Below are 19,453 nucleotides of genomic sequence, written 5' to 3' on the forward strand. Positions count from 1 at the left end.
CAGTAACCCAAAGGTTCTAAGCTCATGAACGCACTGGGTTTACGCAGGCGGGCGCTAGCGGGGCGGGGAGTCGGGATTCGGTATTGGGGATTCGCAACGGCGGCGCTGCGTTTTGCGGTGGAGTTCGCTGCGATGCTGACAATTACTCACACAAGCTGGCGACCACGCCTTTGTTCTTGCTTTCGCGAATCTCCAATCCCGACTCCCCAATCCCGCCCGTGACTACCGGCACATTCACTATAGCTAGGTTCTACATAGCATCACCTTCAACCTAGCGGAGATGGCCGATGAGCGAGCCGGATATCCACCTACGCAAATTTCAGAAGGAACTGAGTGCGGGCACCGTGTCGTTGGCCTTGCTGGCCGTCCTGGCGCAGGCCGATGCACCGCTGTACGGCTACCTCATCGCCAAGCGGCTCGAGCGTCTGGAGGGCGTGCTTAGCGGCAAGCAGAGTGCCCTGTACCCGGTGCTGCGCAATCTGGAGGGGGCCGGGTTGCTGCACAGCCATGTCGAACCCTCGGCCTCCGGGCCGCCGCGGCGGTATTACCGCATCACCGACAGCGGGCGTGACTGCCTGCGCGACTGGACCGCCGCCTGGCGTGCCACCCGAGATTCCGTTGATTCCGTGCTGGAGGGGACCCACTCATGAACACAATTGCACAGGCCCACCCGTTGCCGACCACCATTGGCGATTATCTGCTGCAGCTGCGCCAGGCGCTGTCCGGGGCAGATCCGGCAATGATCCAGGACGCGCTGTACGACGCCGAAGAGTATCTGCGTTCCGAACTGGCAGAACAGCAAGGCAAGAGCGAGGCCGAGGTCATTGCCGGCGTGGCCAGCAGCTACGGCGCCCCGGAGGAAGTGGCAGAGATCTACCGCGAAACCGAAGTGACCGTGGCACGCGCACTGCGCCCCCCGGTGCCACCGCAGCGGGCATCGTGGATCGGCACGTTCTTCGGCGTGGCTGCCGACCCGCGCACCTATGGCGCATTGTTCTACATGCTGCTGTCACTGCTCACCGGGGTGTTCTATTTCACCTGGGTCGTGACCGGCGCCAGCCTGTCGGTGGGGATGCTGATCCTGATCATCGGCGTGCCGCTGCTGGTGTTGTTCTTCGGCTCGGTGCGGGTGTTGTCGCTGGTGGAAGGCCGCGTGGTCGAGACGTTGCTGGGCGTGCGCATGCCGCGTCGCCCCCAACACCCGGGCCTGCAAGGCGGTTGGCTGCAGCGCATCGGCGCGATGTTCACCGACGCGCGGACCTGGAGCACGATGCTGTACTTCCTGCTGATGCTGCCGCTGGGCATTGTGTATTTCACCGTGTTTTGCACGCTGCTATCGCTGTCGTTGGGCCTGGCCGCTTCACCGATCGCGGCGTTGTTCGACAAGGTCGCTGTGCTGACCTGGGATGGCGTGGACATCACCAGCGCCTGGCTGACGCTGCCGTTGTTCGCGGTGGGCGTGCTGTTGTTGTTCGTTACGCTGCATCTGGCACGCGCGTTCGGCAAGCTGCACGGCATGTTCGCCAAGCAACTGCTGGTCAGGAGCGGAGAGGCGGCTGCGTGATGCGACTGGCCTAGATGTCAGCGTGCGCAGGTCGATGGTGCTGCTTGCCGCTGGCATGACGCGCTGTGGCGGTTGCACGCAGATCGAGATGAAAATCCCCGGCATTGCCGGGGATTTTCTTGGGTAACTCAGGCGCGTTTGCCGCGCTTGCGGATCGGGGTCACGGTGGCCAGGTCGCGGCTACCGACCGGATCCGCATCGTAGCGCGCGATGAATTCGCGCACCTGCGGATACACCACCTCGCGCCAGCGGCGGCCGCTGAAAATGCCGTAATGACCGGCGCCTTCCACGACCAGGTGACGACGATGCGCCGCATCGATGCCGGTGCACAGATCGTGCACCGCCTCGGTCTGGCCGAGGCCGGCGATGTCGTCCAGTTCGCCTTCGATGCTCAGCAGCGCGGTATTGCGGATCGCCGATGGCTTGACCAGTTGGCCGTCCACTTTCCACTTGCCCTGGGGCAGCAAAAACTCCTGAAACACCACGCGGATGGTGTCCAGGTAATACTCGGCCGGCATGTCGAGCACGGCGTTGTATTCGTCGTAGAACTGCCGGTGCGCTTGCGCATCCTGCAGGTCGCCCTTGACCAGGTCGGTGTAGAAATCCCAGTGCGACATCACGTGCCGGTTGGGGTTCATCGACAGGAAGCCGGCGTGCTGCAGGAAGCCCGGATACACCTGGCGGCCATGGCCCGGATACGGGAACGGCACCGTGTGGATCAGGTTGTTCTGGAACCACTCGATGCCGTTTTCCGTGGCCAGGTTGTTGACCTGGGTGGGGCTACGACGCGCATCGATCGGACCGCCCATCATCACCAGCGAGCGCGGGGTGGGCTCGTCGTTGCTGGCCATCAGCGACACTGCCGCCAGCACCGGCACGGTGGGCTGGCACACGCTCACCACATGCAGGCGCTCGGCGCCGATGTGGCGGATGAACTCCTGGATATAGGTGATGTAGTCCTCGAGCCGGAACGCGCCGGCCTCCAGCGGCACCATGCGCGCATCCACCCAATCGGTCACGTAGACCTTGTGGTTGCGCAGCAGGGTGCGCACGGTGTCGCGCAGCAACGTGGCGTGGTGGCCGGACAACGGCGCAACCACCAGCACGGCGGGCTGCTCCTTCATCTTGCCGATCAGTTCGACGTGGTCGCTGAAACGCTTGAAGCGCAGTAACCGGCAGAACGGCTTGCTCAGCACTTCGCGTTCGATGATCGGCAGCGAATGGCCGTCGACCTCGACATCGTCGAGCGCCCAGGCCGGCTTTTCGTATTCCTTGCCCAGACGGTGGAACAGCTCGTTGCTGGCGGCCATACGCTCGGCGCCCGGGAGCGAGGCCCACAGGCTGTCGGGGTCGGAAAACATCTTGGCGTTCGCCTGGGCCTGATGCACCCAGGGGGCTAGCAGATTGCGGGTCAGCTCATGCAGTTGATAAAGCATTCCACCCATCCGTGCGGTTTTGCTGCCGCGCAGCATACCGGTTTTGGCGCATTTGCACCTTAATGGGGCTGCGGACGGTTGAGGCTGTCACAGCGCTGTGGCAGCGATTTCTGGAAGGCGAGCGCCTTGACTGCGGGGCGCGACGACAGGCCTTGCGCACCACTGACGCACATCTTTGAGCGCCCCGCCACAGGCGCGGGCAGGGGCGCGGAGCGGGGAGGAGGTGCTGGGCGATCGACGCAGCGATTGCTCCAGGCGACGCGATACCCCACGTGCTGCTCGCTGGCAGCCACCATCCCGCTCAGCCGCGCTCCAGCGCCGATGCCTGGTCAGCCAGCTGCGGCGACAGCCAGCAGTGCGACCCCAGCGCAGCGAAGCCCACGCTGGCGAAGCGCTTGCGATACCAGCGCGCCGGTCGCGCCTGGAAACCGTCGTGATCGCCCTCGAACGCATCTTCTTCGGCGAAGGCTTCCAGAAACGCCACGCCTGCGCACATCTCGGCCAATCCAGGCAGGCCCTAGTTGAATTCGCGGGTGGGCACGTAATGCAGCACGTCCGAGCAGATCAGCAAGTCCACCGGTGCGCACGGGCGCAACCAGGCGAAGTCGCCGAAGCGGGCGGGGTGGATCTGGCGGCTGCGGCCATAACGCTGCACCGCATAGGCGCTGCTGTCGAAACCCAGATAGCTCAGCTTCGGCCGCAACGCCAACAACGGCGCGCGCCACGCGGCCTCGCCGCAGCCGACGTCGAGCACGCTGCGGATCGGTCGTTCCAGGTAGTACTCGGCCTGTGCGACGGCGAGTGCGACCTTGCGTCGCAGGCGCGCGGGATCGGCCAGGCCGGCATCGCGATACCAGCGGCGGAAATAGTGGGCGTCGTATTGTTTGGGAGCGGACTGCTGCATGGGCTTGGCTGCTTTCGCGCGCGCGGATAGGTGAAAATGCGGGCCATCCTACGCGAGCCAGCGGAGCCAGCGCATGACCCTGTATTTGTGGATCAAGACCTTCCATCTGTTGTTCGTGATCGCCTGGATGGCCGCGGTGTTCTACCTGCCGCGCATTCTGGTCAACATCGCCGAAGCCGGCAGCGACACCGCGGTGCGCGCGCGCCTGGTGTTGATGGGGCGGCGGCTCTACACATTCGGTCACAGCATGCTCGGTCTGGCGCTGCTGCTGGGCGCGGTGCTATGGCAGGGCTACCGGGTCATTCCGGATTTCCCGACGATGGTCGCTGGCGGCTGGTTGCACGCCAAGCTGTTTGCCGTGGCCTTGATTCTGGCCCACTACATCGTGTCCGGCCGCTGGGTCAAAGGCGCCGAACAGGGGCGTGCAGTGCCCAGCGGGCGGGCGTTGCGCTGGTTCAATGAAGCACCGGTGATCCTGCTGGTCGGCGTGATCTGGCTGGTGCTGGCCAAGCCGTTCTGAGCGCATTGCGCACCGCATCTACGCACGCCCGACGGCTTCGGCGCGCAGGTGCCCACAGCTGCCACTGCTAAAAATGCGGGGCATTCCGGTGTCCCACCGCGAATGCCTGCGGTGCTTCATGATGGGACGGCCAGTGACGTCGCGATGTGCGCGCCAGAGCAAGGGTCGATGAATCCTGGAGGCCGTGCTAGAGCGAACATGAATTCATGGGCCTGTCGGGTGTTGCTTCATCAGCATCTCCAGATACTGTTTCTGGTGTCCGGCAAATCCCTTTTTGCCGTACAGCGCGTGAATTTTGCCGAAGGCAGCGCAGGCACGTGCCTCATCGCCGAGCTGCAGCATCGCCTCGCCTTCGGTCATCAGCACAAGATGATCGGTGTGGTCTGGGTCGTCGTACATCAGCGCCATCACCTCGATCCATCGATGCACGTTTTCCTGATCGTGCAGGTCGGCGTAATCCTTGACGAAACTTGCAGACAGGCTTTGCGGGTAATAGTCCCAGTTCGCCTTGGGTTCGGGGATCAGCGCCCACGCCTGTAATCCCAGGGCGAGCGATTCCGCCAGGGCGCCGCTGCGAAACCGCTGTGTGGATTGCTCCAGCAGATGATCGATCTCGGCTTTCAGAACTGCCTCGATTTCAGGCTTCCTTTGCACGTTGATGGCCTTGATCAGGTGCCGAGCGATTCGTTGCCGAGCGATTCAATGCATGTGACCTGCAGCTGCGAGCGTCTTGTCGGCGGCCCTCAGGCGCTGGTGTCCAGCTCGCGCAGGCCCTTGCGTGCCAGGTCGACCCAGGCGCGTTGCTCGCGTTGGTAATGCTTGGGCGAGGCGGCGGCGTGACGCAGCACCTGTTCGTACACCGCCCTGGCCTGGTCATTGCGTGCGATGCGCTGCAGCAGTTGTGCATAGCGCACGCGCGCTTCTTCGCCCGGATAGCCTTGGGCCAGCGTTTCGTACTCGTGCAGCGCAGCCTCGGTGTCGCCGCTGCCTTCGACCGCGCGTGCATACAGCAGATGCCCGTCATGCGAGCGGAAGCTGGGATTGGCCGCGATCAAGGCATCCAGGGTCTGCCGCGCCTGCTGTGGCTGGCCCAGCCCGAACTGGGCCTTGGCCAGACCGAGCATCAGGTGCGGATCATCGCGATACAAGCCGCGCAACGCGCCCTGGTAATGCTCGGCGGCCTGGGCGTAATCGCCGCGCGCCAGCAAGGTCTCTGCGAGCTGGCGGCGATTTTCCGGAGTGTCGGCCACATCCAGCCGGCGCGAGGCATCGCGCTGTTCGCGTTGCGGATCCAGGGTGCTGCGCACGCGCTTGAGGCGACGGCGTGCATTGGGGTCGTTGCGCAGATCGGGGATGACCGCCACGCACACATAGACCAGCACCGCCAGCAGCGAAAACGCCAGCAGCAGGAAGATCCAGTACAGGGGCCGCCCGCTGCGCACGACGTGGACGCAGCAGGCGGCTTGCAGCAGCAGCGAGATCAGCAGGAGCGGAGACATGCGGGTGTGGCGTCCTTTCCATGGCCGCGCGCTGGGCGCGGCCGGCCATCGTGCGAATCAATGCCCTTCGTAGGCACCATAGCTGCGCAGGCGCTCGTAGCGCTGCTGCAGCAACGCATCCACTGGAATCTTTTCCAGCGCGTCCAGCTCGTTGAGCAGCACCGCTTTCAGGCGCTTGCCCATCTGTTCGGGATTGCGATGCGCACCGCCGGTGGGTTCACGGATCACCTTGTCGACCAGGCCCAGGCCCTTCAGGCGCTTGGCGGTCAGGCCGAGCTGTTCGGCGGCGTCCTTGGCCTTGGCCGCGTCCTTCCACAGGATCGAGGCGCAGCCTTCCGGCGAAATCACCGAATAGGTGCCGTATTCCAGCATCAGGGTGCGGTCGCCCACGCCGATGGCCAGCGCGCCGCCGGAGCCGCCTTCGCCGATGACGGTGCAGATCACCGGAATTTTCAGCTCGGCCATTTCCAGCAGGTTGCGCGCGATCGCCTCGCTCTGGCCGCGCTCTTCGGCGCCGATGCCAGGGTAGGCGCCGGGGGTGTCGATGAAGGTCAGCAGCGGCAGGCGGAAGCGCTCGGCCAGCTTCATCAGGCGCAAGGCCTTGCGGTAGCCCTCCGGGCGCGGCATACCGAAGTTGCGCGCCACCTTGGTCTTGGTGTCGCGGCCCTTCTGGTGGCCGATGATCACCACCGGGCGCCCGTCGATGCGGCCCAGGCCACCGACGATGGCCCTGTCGTCGGCATAGGCGCGGTCGCCGGCCAACTCCTGGAATTCGTCGCAGATGGTGTCGATGTAGTCCAGCGTGTACGGGCGCTGCGGATGACGCGCCAGCTGCGAGACCTGCCAGGCCGACAGATCGCGGAAGATCTGCGCGGTGCGCACGCGCAGCTTGTCGCGCAGCGCCCGCACTTCGGTCTCCACGTTGACCGCAGGCCCGGTACTGGCCTTGCGCAGTTCCTGGATCTTTGCTTCCAGATCGGCGATGGGTTGCTCGAAGTCGAGGTAGTTAGGATTCATGCAATGGCGTCGTCAACGTAAGGCGGGGAGTGTAGCTGAAGCGGTGTGGCTGGCCCGTACGCAGCCGTGCGGTTGCATGGCCGGGATTGGGGATCCGGGATTCGCAAGAGCACTATCGCGGCTTCGACGTGCCAGTAGACTGCCGTTACAAATCCCCAATCTCCAATCCCCAATCCCGGCCCCTCACGCCCACGGCGGGCTGTACTTGATCTTCACCGTCCGCACCGCCGGGTCTGCGCGCAGGCTGTCCATCAGCTGCTGGTCGATGCGCACCGAGTGGTTGCCGTTGAGGTCGAGCATGCCGGCCACGCCGCCGCTGGGCGCGCGTAGCAGCAAGTCCAGGCGCAGGGGCGTCTTGCCGGGGCGGTGCTTGGCCAGCAGGGCGTCGATGCGCTTGAAGGCCTGCTTTTCGCGCAGGTCCAGGCGCAGCGACAGCCGCTGCGCGTGGTCGGCGCAGATCTGCTCGTAGTCCCAGCACTGGCGGATGCGCAGGCTGTAGCCGCCGTTGAATTCGTCCTCGCGCAGGCCGCCCTTGACGATCAGGATGCGGTCGCGGGTGAGCAGGTGGCCGAACTCGGCCATCGCATCGGAAAACGCGCTGCATTCGACCCGGCCGCGGCCGTCTTCGAGCTGCACGAACACCTGGCTGTCGCCCTTGCGGCGTACGCCGACCACCTGGCCGGCCAGGATCGCGCTCACTTCCGGCCGCCAGGCGCGTTTTTCGCCATCGCCACCGCCCCCACCGCCGCCACGTTGTTGCGAGGCCAGGATCTTTTCCAGCGCACCCAGGTCGCAGCCAACCAGCTCGCGCACTTCTTCGCGGTGCGGGTCGAACGGGTGGCCGCTGAGATAGAAGCCCAGCGTTTCGCGCTCGCCGGTGAGCAGCTGGCCCAACGGCCATTCCTTGCTTTCGGGCAGGTCCAGGCGCATTGCCGGGGCGCTCGGGTCCGGCCCGCCGAACAGCGAGTTCTGCCCGGAGGCGCGTTCACGCGCCATCTGCTCGGTGGCCTTCATCACCTCGGGCAGCTGCAGCATCAGCGAGGCGCGGTTCTTGCCCAGCCCATCCATCGCGCCGGCATTGATCATCGCTTCCAGCGTGCGCCGGTTGAGCTTTGCGGTGCCCACGCGCGTGCAGAAATCCAGCAGCGTGGTGTAGGGGCCGCCGCGCTGGCGTTCTTCGACGATCGCCTCGCAGGCGCCCTGGCCGACGCCCTTGATCGCGCCCAGGCCGTACTGGATGGTGTCCGGGCTGGCGGCCTCGAACATGTAGGCCGATTCGTTGACGCGCGGCGGCTTGACGGTGAGGCCGAGGTTGCGCACTTCATCGAGAAAGCCGACCACCTTGTCGGTGTTGTCCATGTCAGAGGACAGCGTGGCGGCCATGAATTCGGCCGGGTAATGCCGTTTCAGCCACGCGGTCTGGTAGCTGACCAACGCGTAGGCGGCGGCGTGCGACTTGTTGAAGCCGTAGCCGGCGAACTTCTCCATCAGGTCGAAGATTTCGTCGGCCTTGGCTGCGCTCACGCCGCCCTTGGCCGCACCTTCGCGGAAGATTTCGCGGTGCTTGGCCATTTCGGCCGGCACCTTCTTGCCCATCGCGCGACGCAGCAGGTCGGCGCCGCCCAGCGAATAGTCGCCGACGATCTGCGCCATCTGCATCACCTGCTCCTGATACACCATGATGCCGTAGGTGTCTTTCAGGATGACTTCGGTGCGCGGATCGGGGTAGACGATCTCCTGCTGGCCGTGCTTGCGCGCGTTGAAGTCCGGGATCAGGTCCATCGGGCCGGGACGGTACAGCGACACCAGCGCGATCAGGTCCTCGAAGCGGTCCGGGCGCGCGTCCTTGAGCAGGCGGCGCATGCCCGAGGATTCGAACTGGAACACCGCACCAGTATTGCCCGAGGCGAACACGCCCTTGTAGGTGGGCACGTCGTCGAGCGGAATGGCGGTGATGTCCACCGGGTCGATGCCGGCGCGCGCGTGGCGCACGTTGATCGCCTTGACCGCCCAATCGATGATGGTCAGCGTGCGCAGGCCGAGGAAGTCGAACTTCACCAGGCCCACCGCTTCGACGTCGTCCTTGTCGAACTGGGTCACCGGGTTCTTGCCGCGGCCATCTTCGTCGTGTTCGGCGAACAGCGGGCAGAACTCGGAGAGTGGATCGGGGGCGATCACCACGCCGCCGGCGTGCTTGCCGGCGTTGCGGGTGAGGTCTTCGAGCTGGCGCGCCAGGTCCATCAGGTCGCGCACGTCGTCTTCGACCTGGTAGCGCTGGATCAGGTCCGGCGAGGCCATCTCCGAGTCCTTGCCTTCGCCCATCGCGTCCTTGAGCGTGATGCCCAGGATGTTGGGGATCAGCTTGGCCACGCTGTCCACCAGCCCATACGAGAAGCCCAGCACGCGCCCGGCATCGCGCACCACCGCCTTGGCGGCCATGGTGCCGTAGGTGATGATCTGGCTGACGCGTTCGCGGCCGTATTTGCGCGCCACGTAGTCGATGACTTCGTCGCGGCGGTCCATGCAGAAGTCGATGTCGAAGTCGGGCATCGACACGCGTTCTGGATTCAAAAAGCGCTCGAACAGCAGGTTGTAGGGCAATGGGTCCAGGTCGGTGATCTGCAGCGCCCAGGCCACCAGCGAGCCGGCACCGGAACCGCGGCCCGGGCCGATCGGAATGCCCTGGTTTTTGCCCCACTGGATGAAGTCGGCCACGATCAGGAAGTAGCCGGGAAAGCCCATCTTGATGATGGTGTCCAGCTCGAATTCGAGCCGGTCCACATAGTCCTGGCGGGTCTTGCCCGGCGCGATCGGGTTCTTTTCCAGGCGTGCGGCCAGACCCTGTCGCGACTGGCTGCGGATCCAGCTGTCCAGGGTCTCGTCTTCCGGCACCGGGTAGGCGGGCAGGAAGTAGGTGCCCAGGCGCATCTCGATGTTGCAGCGCTGCGCCAGCGCGTGGGTGTTGTCGATGGCGTCGGGGATGTCGGCGAACAGCGCCGCCATCTCCTCGCTGGACTTCATGTACTGCTGGTCGCTGTACTCGCGCGGGCGCTTGGGGTCGTCGAGCACGCGGCCAGAGGAAATGCAGACGCGCGCTTCGTGCGCATTGAAGTCGCTGGCGTACAAAAAACGCACGTCGTTGCTGGCCACTACCGGCAGCCCGCGCACGCCGGCGGCGTGCAGGGCGAACTGGTTGAAGCGTTCTTCGCCCTCGCGCCCGGTGCGGGTGAGCTCCAGGTGCAGGCCATCGCCGAACACGCGCTGCCAGTCGGCCAGCTGTTGCTCGGCCAGGTCCGCGCGGCCCTCGTTGAACAGGCGCCCGGCCAGGCTGTCGCGGCCGGCCAGCGCAAACAGGTTGGCGTGCCCGGCCTGCAGCCATTCCGGATGGATCGCCACGCCGCCTTCGGGGCGGTGGCCTTCCATCCAGGCGCGGGTGAGCAGCCGCGACAGGCTCAGGTAGCCCTCGCGGTCGCGGCACAGCAGGGTCATGCGCCAGGGCGTCATGTCCGGGGTGGCGATCATCACATCGGCGCCGGCGATCGGCTTGATGCCCACGCTTTCGGCCGCCTTGTAGAACTTGACCAGCGCGAACAGGTTGTTGAGATCGGTGACCGCCAGCGCGGGCATGTCGAGTTCGACTGCCCGGCTCAGCAGGTTGGCCTGCTTGGCCTTTTTCGGGTCAGCCTGATCCGGTTTCTCGGGCACACGGATGGTGGAATCCGCCAGCGAGAACTCGGTGTGGACGTGCAGATGGACGAAGCGGGAAGTGGACATGCGGGACCGGAATAATGCGCGGTCAGGGTACCGGCGGGGGCGGGGGCGAACAAGGCTTGACAGCTGGGGGCGGGACCGGGGACCTGCCAGGCTTGAGGAGCCGGGACCCGGCACCGGGGACCTGGGAAAGCAAAGCGGGAAGACGTGTCGGGACGCCACTCGTCGTTTCCTGGCTGTTGCTGTGCTGTTGCTTTTCCGAGTCCCGGGTCCCGGGTCCCGACCTCTAAAGCGGCACCACCAACCGGCCCACCTGCAGCTGTTCCGGGTCCCGGGTCCCGGGCCCCGGGTTGCGGCCTTCCAGCGCCAGGCGCACCGGCGCAAAACTGCGCCGGTGCTGGGGGCATGGCCCGTGGGTTTGCAACGCGGCCAGATGCACCGGCGTGCTGTAGCCCTTGTGCTGATCGAAGCGATATTCCGGGTGCCGCGTGTGCAGTTCGTGCATAAGCCGGTCGCGCGTCACCTTGGCCACGATCGAGGCGGCCATGATGGCGCGGTCCAGCGCGTCGCCACCGATCAATGCCTCGGCCGGGCAGGGCAGGCCTTTGGGCACGCGGTTGCCATCGATGCGCGCGAACCCGGCCACATGCGCCACGCCTTCCACCGCGCGCCGCATGCCGAGCATGGTCGCCTGGTAGATATTGATGCGGTCGATCTCTTCGCTGTGGATCAACACCACCGACCACGCCAGCGCCCGGTCGACGATGCGCGCATACAGCTGCTCGCGCCGCTCGGCCGTGAGCTGCTTGGAATCGTCCAGCCCATTGATGCGTGGTTTGCCGGGGTCGAACACCACGGCCGCCACGGCCACCGGACCGGCCAGCGGGCCGCGGCCAGCTTCGTCGACGCCGGCGATCAAACGCCGGGATTCGACATTCGGGATTTGGGATTGGTCAAACAAGGGCGACTGGCGCGCCTCAGCGTCGGCGCTATCGGCTTGGGTGCCTAAAGCAATGATTTTCATGCCTTCGCTCCTGCCGAATCCCCAATCCCGACCTCCGAATCCCTGCCTTCCAGCAGCCCGGCCACCGCATCCGCTGCCCGCGCCGACGCGTCGCGGCGCAACTGCGCATGCAGGGCCAGGTAGCGCGGTTGCAGGGCGGCGACCTTGTCGGGGTGTTTGAACCAGTCCAGCAGCGCCACGCACAGGCGCTCGGCGGTGCAGTCGTCCTGCATCAGTTCCGGCGCCAGGTCGTCATTGGCCAGGATATTGGGCAGGGCGTAGCGGTTGACCTTGAGCAGGCCCAGCAGCTTGACGATGCGGTAGGTGAGCGGTGCGACCTTGTAGCCCACCACCATCGGGCGCTTGACCAGCATCGCTTCCAGCGTGGCGGTGCCGGAGGCCAGCAGCACCACGTCGGCGGCCAGCATCGCAGTGCGTGCCTGGCCGTCGAGCAGGTGCGAGCGCATCACCGGCAGCGACGAGCGTGAGAGCTGCTCGGCCAGCAGTTGCTTGCAGCCCGGATTGGCGGCCGGTACCAGCACGTGCAGGTTGGGCAAGTGCTCGGACACCAGCCAGGCGGCCTGGAAAAAGGTGTCGCCGAGGCGGCTGATTTCGCCGTGCCGGCTGCCCGGCAACACTGCCAGGACGGTGCTGGAGGCGGACAGGCCCAGCGTTGCGCGCGCCGCTGCGCGGTCGGCCTGGTAGGCGATATCGTCGGCCATCGGGTGGCCGACAAAACGGGCGTCCACGCCATGCCTGGCGTAGATCGGCGGTTCCATCGGAAACAGGCACAGCACCAGATCGGCGCTGACGCCGATTTTTTCGGCACGCTTCTCGCGCCACGCCCACACCGACGGGCTGACGTAGTGCACGGTCTTGATCCCGCGCTGCTTGAGCCAGCGTTCCACCGGGAGGTTGAAATCCGGCGCGTCGATGCCGATGAACACGTCCGGCTTCCACGCCAGCACCCGCTCGCGGAACGCGCTGCGCAGCTTGAGCAGGCGCGGCAAATGCCGCAGCACCTCGGTCAGGCCCATCACCGCCAGCTCGCTGGCATCGAACCAGGTCTGGCAACCGACCCCACGCATCGCATCGCCACCGATGCCGACGAATTCGGCATTCGGATAGCGCAGCCGCAGCTGCTCGATCAGTCCCGCGCCCAGGATGTCGCCAGAGGCCTCGCCAGCGATCAGCGCGATGCGGGGGGCGCGGGGATTGGGGATTGGGGATTGGGGATTGGTCAGCGCGTCGTGCACGACTTCGCCCTGTGTGGTGTGGACGCTTTGCATCCCCAATCCCGAATCCCGAATCCCGGCCTTCATCGTAACAACGGCCGTTCTGCCGCTTCGATGAACTCGAGCATGCCGCGCACATCCTCGCTGCTCTTGGCCTGTTCGGCCAGCTGCAGCTTGGCATCGGCCAGCGGCAGGCCGGCCACGTACAGCGTGCGGTAGGCGCGCTTGATCGCGGTGATGCGTTCGGCGTCGAAACCGCGACGCTTGAGCCCTTCGCTATTGATGCCGCGCGGACGCCCCAGCGAGTCGCTGCCCACCATGGTGAACGGCGGGACGTCGCCATTGGTCAGCGCGCCCATGCCCAGGAAGGCATGCGCGCCGATGCGGCAAAACTGATGCGCGCCGGCAAAGCCGCTGATGATTACGTAGTCGCCCACGGTGACGTGGCCGGCGAGCGTGGTGTTGTTGGAAAACACGCAGTGGTTGCCTACATGGCAGTCGTGCGCCACGTGCGTATAGGCCAGCATCCAGTTGTCGTTGCCGACCACGGTGACGCCGCCGCCGCCGCCGGTGCCGCGATTGATGGTGACGAATTCGCGGATCACGTTGCCGTCGCCGATCACCAGTTCGGTGCGCTCGCCAGCGTACTTCTTGTCCTGCGGTTCGCCGCCGATCGCGGCGTGGCCGATGAAGCGGTTGTTGCGACCGATCCGGGTCGGGCCGTGGATCGAGCAATGTGGCCCCACCTCGGTGCCCGCCCCGATCTGCACATCGGCGCCGATCAACGAGAAGGCGCCGACGCGGACGTCGTCTGCCAGCGTTGCCGATGGATCGATGACCGCCGTCGGATGAATCAAAGGTGTTGAATCGCGCATCGTGTCTTACTCCGAAAGCGGGTGATTACCTGGCGCCGGCGCACATCACCTCGGCACTGGCCACCACTTCGCCATCGACCTTGGCTTCGCCGTAGAAGCATCCCACGTTGCGGATCAGGCGCTTCATCTGCACTTCCATGATCAATACGTCACCCGGGACCACCTGCTTGTTGAAGCGGGCCTTGTCCACCTTGACCATATAGAACAGCTGCGACAAGGCATCGCGGCCCAGACCGAGCTGGGTCATCACGCCGCCGACCTGCGCCAGCGCCTCGATGATCAGCACGCCAGGCATCACCGGGCGGTTCGGAAAATGGCCCTGGAAGAACGGCTCGTTGATGCTGACGTTCTTCTGCGCCACGATCCACTTGGTTTCAAGATCGAGTTCGAGGATGCGGTCGACCAGCAGAAACGGGTAACGGTGCGGGAGCAGCGTCTGGATTTGACTGACGTCGATCGGCAGTTCGTAAACGTGGTGGCTCATTCTTTCTCCTTGCCCACAGCCAGGATGCGCCTAGCGAGCACATCAAGCTGCTTGAAGCGCGCGGCGTTTTTGCGCCACGTGCGATTGTCGGTGAGAGGGGTGCCGGACGAGTACTCGCCCGGCTCATGGATGGAATTACGCACGACAGACTTGCCGGTGATCACCACCTTGTCGCAGATCTCCAGGTGGCCGACCACGCCGACATGCCCGCCCAGCAGGCAATAACGGCCGATCTTGGCGCTACCGGCAATGCCGGTGCAGCCAGCGATCGCACTGTGCGCGCCGATGCGGCAGTTGTGCGCGATCTGCACCAGGTTGTCCACGCGCACGTCTTCTTCCAGCACGGTGTCTTCCAGCGCACCGCGGTCGATGCAGGTATTGGCACCGATTTCGCAGTCGTCGCCGATCACAACACCGCCGAGCTGGGGCACCTTGATCCAGTGCCCGGCATCCATGGCCAGGCCGAAGCCGTCGGCGCCGATCACCGCGCCGGGATGGATGCGCACGCGCTTGCCCAACCGCACGCGCGTGACCAGGGTGACGCGGGCGAGCAGTTCGCTGCCCTCGTCCACCACGCAGTCCTCGCCGATGATGCTGCCGGTGCCGATCACGCAGCCATCGCCCACGCGGCTACGCGCACCGATGCTGACGAACGGACCGACATGGGCGGTGGCCGAGACCTGGGCGGTCGGGTCGATCACCGCAGAGGCATGGATGCCCGGTTCGCGCACCGGTGCCACGTCGAACAGCGCGGCGATCTTGGCGAATGCGGTATACGGATCCTTGGCGACCAGCACGGTGCCCTTGGCGGCGTCGGCATCGTCGGCACGCAGCACCACGACGGCGGCCTGGGTGTCGGCCAGTTGCGGACGATAGCGCGGGTTGGACAGAAAACTCAGCTGGCCTGCGCCGGCATGGGCCAGGGTGGCGACGCCGCTGACTTCAGTGGTGCCGTCACCGACGACGGTTAACCCGAATTGTTCGGCAATCGCACTGGCGGTCAATCGCATCAGGGTAAACCTCGCGTAAACGGTAAGTGGCTGGTTTAACAGGGGGAAAACGTCGCCAAAAGTTGGCTAAACAGTCGAGCGTATTGCTTGCCGGGCCGCAACGATGCGGCGAACCCAGGAAGAAACATATGAAAACTGTTCTCTCCATTTTCGGTAGCGTGATCCTGCTGGGCGCAATCACCAGTGCATCGGCCGACGATTTCGCGCAGCAGCGCACCAGCGCGCTGAGCTTCTGGGACCAGCAGGTGCAATGCGTGGACGCATCCGATTGGGGCGCCACCGCCACCTGCCTGGGCAATGTCTGGAACAACTACTTCTAAAGCTGTTTCATACCAGGGTGTTCAAACAACAATGGCGGCCCGGGCGTCCGGGCCGCCATTGTTTCGCGTGCCAATCTTAGAACTGGCCGCCGAAGGTGAACTGCAGACGCTCGATCTCGTCGTTGTCTTCCTTCTTCAGCGGGAATGCGTAGCTGATCGAAATGGGGCCGACAGGCGCGCGCCACAACAGCGCCACACCGGTAGAGGCGCGCAACTCGTTGGCCTTGAAGTTGTCCACCCCGTTGTACACGTTACCGAAGTCGACGAATGCCGAAACGCGCGCCGACGGGCTGTCGAACAGCTTGGGGAAATACATTTCCACCGAGCCCACCGTCTTGAACGAGCCACCCAACGGCTGGCCGCGGGTAAAGCCATTGATCGCTTCCGAACGCGGGCCCAGGGTGTTGTCTTCGAAGCCACGAACCGAATTGGTGCCGCCGGCGTAGAAGTTCTCGTAGAACGGCAGGCCGGTGGCGGTGACCGTGCGGGTGCTGCCATCCGGGTTGGTCAGCACGCGGGTGCTGTCCTGCCCGTAACTGTCGCCGTAGCCCAGTTCGAAGCGCGTGTTCAACACCAGCGCCGGAATGATCGGCCAGTAGTTGGAGATCTGGTAGTTGAGCTTGTAGTACTCGACCGTGGAGCCGGGCAGGGTGGTCTCCAGGCCCACGCGTTGGTACATGCCGCGGGTCGGCATGAAGAAGTCGTTGCGGGTGTCGCGTGCCCAGCCCAGCTCCGTGCGCCAGGCATGGAAGGTGCGCGTGCCGATCGCATTGATGTAGTCGATGATCGCCTGCGGTGTGGTGCCCGCGAAGGTCGTGATCTGGTTGCTGTCGATACCCACCATCGCCGAGACGGTGTCGTTTTCGGTGATCGGCACGCCGAACACCACCTGCGCCGAACCATTCTTGCTGTTGAACTGTGCGGTATTGAAGTCCGAGTAATCCAGCGCGCGCCAGGACAGGTTGTAGCCCAGCGACACGCCGTCGTCGGTAAAGAACGGATTGGTGTAGGAGAACGCGTAGCGTTGCTGGTAGCTGCTGCGCGAAGCCTCCACTGCCACGCGGTTACCGCCACCCAGGAAGTTGTTCTGCGACAACTGCACCGAGGTGGTCACACCGAAGCTCTGCGAGTAGCCCAGGCCGAACACGAAGCTGCCGGAGGTGGTCTCCTTGACGTTGTAGACCACGTCGACCTGGTCGTTGCTGCCGGGCACCGCGGGCGTTTCCACGTCCACGCTTTCGAAGTAGCCCAACCGCTGCAGGCGGATCTTGGAACGGTCGATCGCCGCCTGCGAGTACCAAGTGTTCTCGAACTGGCGCATTTCGCGGCGCAAGACCTCGTCGGAGGTGCGGCTGTTGCCCTTGTAGAGGATGCGGCGCACGGTCACGCGCGGGCCGGGCACCACCTGCAGGTTCACTGCCACGGTGCGGTCTTCGCGGTTCGGCGTCGGGATCGGGTTGACCTTGGCGAACGCGTAGCCGACGTTGCTCAGCGTGTTGGTGATCGCATCGGAGGTGTACTCCAGCAATGCACGCGAGAAGATGTCGCCGGCCTTGGGGATCACCAGGCGCTCGATGTCGGCCTGCGGCAGCACGGTGTCGCCGGTCACCTTGATTTCGGAAATCTTGTACTGCTCGCCCTCGGTGACGCCGGCGCTGATGAACATATCGCGCTTGTCGGGGCTGATCGAGACCTGGGTGGAGTCGATGCTGAAGTCGACATAGCCGCGGTCCAGGTACCAGGAGTTGAGCTTTTCCAGGTCGCCGGACATCTTTTCCTTGGAGTACTGGTCGTCGCGGCGGTACCACGAGGCCCAGTTGTGCTCCTTGGATTCCCAGTTGTCCAGGATGTCCTCGTTGGCGAACTTTTCCGTACCGATCAGGTTGACGTGGCGGATCTTGGCCGCCTTGCCTTCCTTGATCGCGATGGCCACGTCGACGCGGTTACGGTCCAGCGGACTCACCGTCGGGGTGATTTCCACGTTGTACTTGCCGCGGTTGTTGTACTGGCGGGTCAGTTCCTGGGTCACGCGGTCCAGGCTCAGGCGATCGAAGGTGCCGCCCTCGGACAGGCCGATGTCACCCAGGCCCTTGAGCAGTTCCTCGGACTTGATGTCCTTGTTGCCGGTCACGGTGAGCTTGTTGATCGCCGGGCGCTCCTTGACCGTGATCACCAGGATGTTGCCCTGGCGGTCCAGTTGCACGTCCTCGAAGAAGCCGGTGCGGTAGAGCGCACGGATCGCGTCGGCCACCTTGGCATCGTCCACGGTGTCGCCGCGGTTCACCGGCAGATAGGTGAATACGGTGCCGGAGGCGATGCGCTGCAGGCCGTCGACGCGGATGTCGCTGGCAACGAACGGCTCGACGGCCAGAGCAACGGCCGGCAGGCTGAGGCCGGCGGCAAGAGCGAGGGCAAGCAGGCGGCGAGTGGGAAGACGCGTCATGTCACATCCGGTTGGAGTCGTATTCGGGTGTTGCTGGATGCCGGCGTATGACGACGACAACAGGCGGAAAGAGTGGAGCAGCTTCATCGTGGAACCAGGCCGAGGATGTCGTTGTAGAACGCCAGTCCCATCAACCCGGCCAGGACCGCCAGGCCGACGTATTGTCCGGCAATCATGGCCCGTTCGCTGATCGGGCTGCCCTTGATCAACTCGATAAGGTAATACAGCAGATGCCCACCGTCCAAGATCGGGATGGGCATCAGGTTGATGATCGCAAGGCTGAGCGACAGCAATCCGAGGAAATACAGGAACCAGTCGAGCCCGCGTTCGGCCGAGGCGTTGGCGGCACGCGCAATGGTGACCGGGCCGGAGATGTTCTTGACCGAGGCCTGGCCGGTCAGCATGCGCTTCATCATGCCCAGCGAGTCGGCGGTCATCCGACCGGTTTCGCGGATCGCAGCCGGCACGGCGGCGAACAGCCCGTACTGCTGGCGGCTGTCGTATTCCGGAGCCGGCGCGGCGGCCGGACGCACGCCGATCATCCATTGGCCCTGCGGCGACTTGCGCGGGGCAATTTCCAGCGCCAGCCGGTCTTCGCCGCGCGCCACCTCGATCATGCCCGGCCCACCGTGGGCGCCCAATGCCTGCACTTGCGGAATGATGTCTTCGGCCGAGCGGATTGGCTGGCCGTCGATGGCCATGATGCGGTCGCCCGGCTTGAGCAGGCCATCGGCCACCGAGCCCTTCACCACTTCGGCAATCACCGGTGGCTGCAGCATGAACTGCCAGCCGATGCCGGCCAGTGCGGCCACGCGGCGTTCGTCGAAACCGAGCGGCAGCTGCGACAAGCGCAAGGTGTGCTCACTGCTGCCCGCAGTGTCAGAGGTGGTCAGGACGCGGACATCGCGCCTGTCCATTGCCGCAGTGGTGAGCTGCATGCTGGCATCGCTCCAGCTGCTCACGCTGCGACCGTCGATGCGCACGATGCGCTCGCCCGGGCCCAGCCCGGCCTCGGCGGCCAGGCCATCGGCCCGACCAATGGTTGCCGAATAATCCTGCTTGCCTACCACGAACATCGCCCACAGCATCGCCATGCACAGCAACAGGTTGGCAATTGGACCGGCTGCGACGATCGCGATGCGCTGCCACACGGTCTTGCGATTGAAGGCTTGGTCCTGCTCGGCCGGATGCACGTCGCCTTCGCGCTCGTCGAGCATTTTGACGTAGCCGCCCAGCGGAATCGCGGCAACCACGAACTCGGTGCCGTGGCGGTCGCGGCGCATCCACAGCGGTTTGCCGAAGCCCACCGAAAAGCGCAGCACCTTGACGCCGCAGCGCCGCGCCACCCAGAAATGCCCGAATTCGTGAAAGGTCACCAACACGCCCAGGCTGACGATCATCCACCAGACCGAACCGATGAAATCACCCATGT

General features: G+C 65.0%; 15 protein-coding genes and 2 pseudogenes. 4 read left to right on the forward strand and 13 right to left on the reverse strand.

Going from position 1 to position 19,453, the window contains the following annotated elements; genetic code table 11:
• The first annotated feature begins 287 nt into the window (after positions 1–287).
• The gene (locus AC1POX_RS07580) at positions 288–650 is read left to right on the forward strand and encodes a PadR family transcriptional regulator (protein ID WP_008578264.1); all 363 of its coding nucleotides are present in this window, start codon (positions 288–290) and stop codon (positions 648–650) included.
• Positions 647–1,564: a sensor domain-containing protein gene (locus AC1POX_RS07585; RefSeq protein ID WP_014089737.1), complete on the forward strand. Its 918-nt coding sequence runs from the start codon at positions 647–649 to the stop codon at positions 1,562–1,564. Before AC1POX_RS07580 ends, AC1POX_RS07585 begins: the two co-directional genes overlap by 4 nt.
• A gap of 128 nt (positions 1,565–1,692) precedes the next feature.
• Here AC1POX_RS07585 and AC1POX_RS07590 read toward each other — a convergent pair whose 3' ends face one another.
• Both AC1POX_RS07590 and AC1POX_RS07595 read right to left on the reverse strand, forming a co-directional pair.
• Positions 1,693–3,036 carry a polyhydroxyalkanoate depolymerase gene (locus AC1POX_RS07590; RefSeq protein WP_008578266.1) on the reverse strand — a complete coding sequence of 448 codons (1,344 nt, stop codon included), beginning with the start codon at positions 3,034–3,036 and terminating at the stop codon, positions 1,693–1,695.
• A gap of 265 nt (positions 3,037–3,301) precedes the next feature.
• Positions 3,302–3,951 (reverse strand): annotated as a pseudogene (locus AC1POX_RS07595) (methyltransferase).
• A 26-nt stretch (positions 3,952–3,977) separates the two neighbouring features.
• On the opposite strand from AC1POX_RS07595, the gene AC1POX_RS07600 reads away from it, so the two are divergent.
• The gene (locus tag AC1POX_RS07600; protein ID WP_008578268.1) at positions 3,978–4,424 is read left to right on the forward strand and encodes a CopD family protein; all 447 of its coding nucleotides are present in this window, start codon (positions 3,978–3,980) and stop codon (positions 4,422–4,424) included.
• A gap of 204 nt (positions 4,425–4,628) precedes the next feature.
• On the opposite strand, the pseudogene AC1POX_RS07605 reads toward AC1POX_RS07600, so the two are convergent.
• The 9 genes and pseudogenes from AC1POX_RS07605 to lpxD all read right to left on the reverse strand — a co-directional run bounded on the left by AC1POX_RS07605 (position 4,629) and on the right by lpxD (position 15,258).
• Positions 4,629–5,143, reverse strand: a pseudogene (locus AC1POX_RS07605) (hypothetical protein).
• A gap of 24 nt (positions 5,144–5,167) precedes the next feature.
• Positions 5,168–5,923, reverse strand: a complete 756-nt coding sequence (locus tag AC1POX_RS07610) for a tetratricopeptide repeat protein (RefSeq protein ID WP_218495724.1) — start codon at positions 5,921–5,923, stop codon at positions 5,168–5,170.
• 57 nt (positions 5,924–5,980) lie between these two features.
• Entirely contained in the window at positions 5,981–6,940 is a 960-nt protein-coding gene (locus AC1POX_RS07615; protein WP_014089741.1) for an acetyl-CoA carboxylase carboxyltransferase subunit alpha, read from the reverse strand.
• A gap of 183 nt (positions 6,941–7,123) precedes the next feature.
• Complete coding sequence (gene dnaE / locus AC1POX_RS07620; RefSeq protein ID WP_372356923.1) at positions 7,124–10,714, reverse strand: DNA polymerase III subunit alpha; 3,591 nt, start codon at positions 10,712–10,714, stop codon at positions 7,124–7,126.
• Between the two features lie 223 nt (positions 10,715–10,937).
• On the reverse strand, positions 10,938–11,675 hold the full coding sequence (locus tag AC1POX_RS07625) for a ribonuclease HII (protein WP_051876393.1): 738 nt from the start codon (positions 11,673–11,675) through the stop codon (positions 10,938–10,940).
• On the reverse strand, positions 11,672–12,943 hold the full coding sequence (lpxB, locus tag AC1POX_RS07630; protein WP_372356924.1) for a lipid-A-disaccharide synthase: 1,272 nt from the start codon (positions 12,941–12,943) through the stop codon (positions 11,672–11,674). Before lpxB ends, AC1POX_RS07625 begins: the two co-directional genes overlap by 4 nt.
• Positions 12,944–12,972: 29 nt before the next feature.
• Positions 12,973–13,764 carry an acyl-ACP--UDP-N-acetylglucosamine O-acyltransferase gene (gene lpxA, locus AC1POX_RS07635; protein ID WP_011346889.1) on the reverse strand — a complete coding sequence of 264 codons (792 nt, stop codon included), beginning with the start codon at positions 13,762–13,764 and terminating at the stop codon, positions 12,973–12,975.
• A gap of 25 nt (positions 13,765–13,789) precedes the next feature.
• Positions 13,790–14,248 carry a 3-hydroxyacyl-ACP dehydratase FabZ gene (gene fabZ / locus AC1POX_RS07640; protein WP_003485378.1) on the reverse strand — a complete coding sequence of 153 codons (459 nt, stop codon included), beginning with the start codon at positions 14,246–14,248 and terminating at the stop codon, positions 13,790–13,792.
• Complete coding sequence (lpxD, locus tag AC1POX_RS07645; protein ID WP_014089746.1) at positions 14,245–15,258, reverse strand: UDP-3-O-(3-hydroxymyristoyl)glucosamine N-acyltransferase; 1,014 nt, start codon at positions 15,256–15,258, stop codon at positions 14,245–14,247. Before lpxD ends, fabZ begins: the two co-directional genes overlap by 4 nt.
• A gap of 128 nt (positions 15,259–15,386) precedes the next feature.
• Between lpxD and AC1POX_RS07650 the strand changes: the two genes are divergently transcribed.
• Positions 15,387–15,578: a hypothetical protein gene (locus AC1POX_RS07650; protein ID WP_011346890.1), complete on the forward strand. Its 192-nt coding sequence runs from the start codon at positions 15,387–15,389 to the stop codon at positions 15,576–15,578.
• A gap of 76 nt (positions 15,579–15,654) precedes the next feature.
• Here the strand turns inward: AC1POX_RS07650 and bamA are convergent, their stop codons facing one another.
• Complete coding sequence (gene bamA, locus AC1POX_RS07655) at positions 15,655–18,021, reverse strand: outer membrane protein assembly factor BamA (protein ID WP_372356925.1); 2,367 nt, start codon at positions 18,019–18,021, stop codon at positions 15,655–15,657.
• An 83-nt stretch (positions 18,022–18,104) separates the two neighbouring features.
• On the reverse strand, positions 18,105–19,451 hold the full coding sequence (gene rseP / locus AC1POX_RS07660) for an RIP metalloprotease RseP (protein ID WP_209260947.1): 1,347 nt from the start codon (positions 19,449–19,451) through the stop codon (positions 18,105–18,107).
• Between the last annotated feature and the right edge of the window lie 2 nt (positions 19,452–19,453).

The sequence above is a fragment of the Xanthomonas sp. NCPPB 3442 genome (genome assembly GCF_056725145.1).

Coding starts and splice junctions, on each gene's coding strand:
- rseP (WP_209260947.1), bottom strand. CDS start 19,451: ATGGGTGATTTCATCGGTTCGGTCTGGTGGATGATCGTCAGCCTGGGC.
- fabZ (WP_003485378.1), bottom strand. CDS start 14,248: ATGAGCCACCACGTTTACGAACTGCCGATCGACGTCAGTCAAATCCAG.
- AC1POX_RS07615 (WP_014089741.1), bottom strand. CDS start 6,940: ATGAATCCTAACTACCTCGACTTCGAGCAACCCATCGCCGATCTGGAA.
- AC1POX_RS07625 (WP_051876393.1), bottom strand. CDS start 11,675: ATGAAAATCATTGCTTTAGGCACCCAAGCCGATAGCGCCGACGCTGAG.
- bamA (WP_372356925.1), bottom strand. CDS start 18,021: ATGACGCGTCTTCCCACTCGCCGCCTGCTTGCCCTCGCTCTTGCCGCC.
- lpxB (WP_372356924.1), bottom strand. CDS start 12,943: ATGCAAAGCGTCCACACCACACAGGGCGAAGTCGTGCACGACGCGCTG.
- lpxD (WP_014089746.1), bottom strand. CDS start 15,258: ATGCGATTGACCGCCAGTGCGATTGCCGAACAATTCGGGTTAACCGTC.
- AC1POX_RS07600 (WP_008578268.1), top strand. CDS start 3,978: ATGACCCTGTATTTGTGGATCAAGACCTTCCATCTGTTGTTCGTGATC.
- AC1POX_RS07580 (WP_008578264.1), top strand. CDS start 288: ATGAGCGAGCCGGATATCCACCTACGCAAATTTCAGAAGGAACTGAGT.
- AC1POX_RS07585 (WP_014089737.1), top strand. CDS start 647: ATGAACACAATTGCACAGGCCCACCCGTTGCCGACCACCATTGGCGAT.
- lpxA (WP_011346889.1), bottom strand. CDS start 13,764: ATGCGCGATTCAACACCTTTGATTCATCCGACGGCGGTCATCGATCCA.
- AC1POX_RS07590 (WP_008578266.1), bottom strand. CDS start 3,036: ATGCTGCGCGGCAGCAAAACCGCACGGATGGGTGGAATGCTTTATCAA.
- dnaE (WP_372356923.1), bottom strand. CDS start 10,714: ATGTCCACTTCCCGCTTCGTCCATCTGCACGTCCACACCGAGTTCTCG.
- AC1POX_RS07650 (WP_011346890.1), top strand. CDS start 15,387: ATGAAAACTGTTCTCTCCATTTTCGGTAGCGTGATCCTGCTGGGCGCA.
- AC1POX_RS07610 (WP_218495724.1), bottom strand. CDS start 5,923: ATGTCTCCGCTCCTGCTGATCTCGCTGCTGCTGCAAGCCGCCTGCTGC.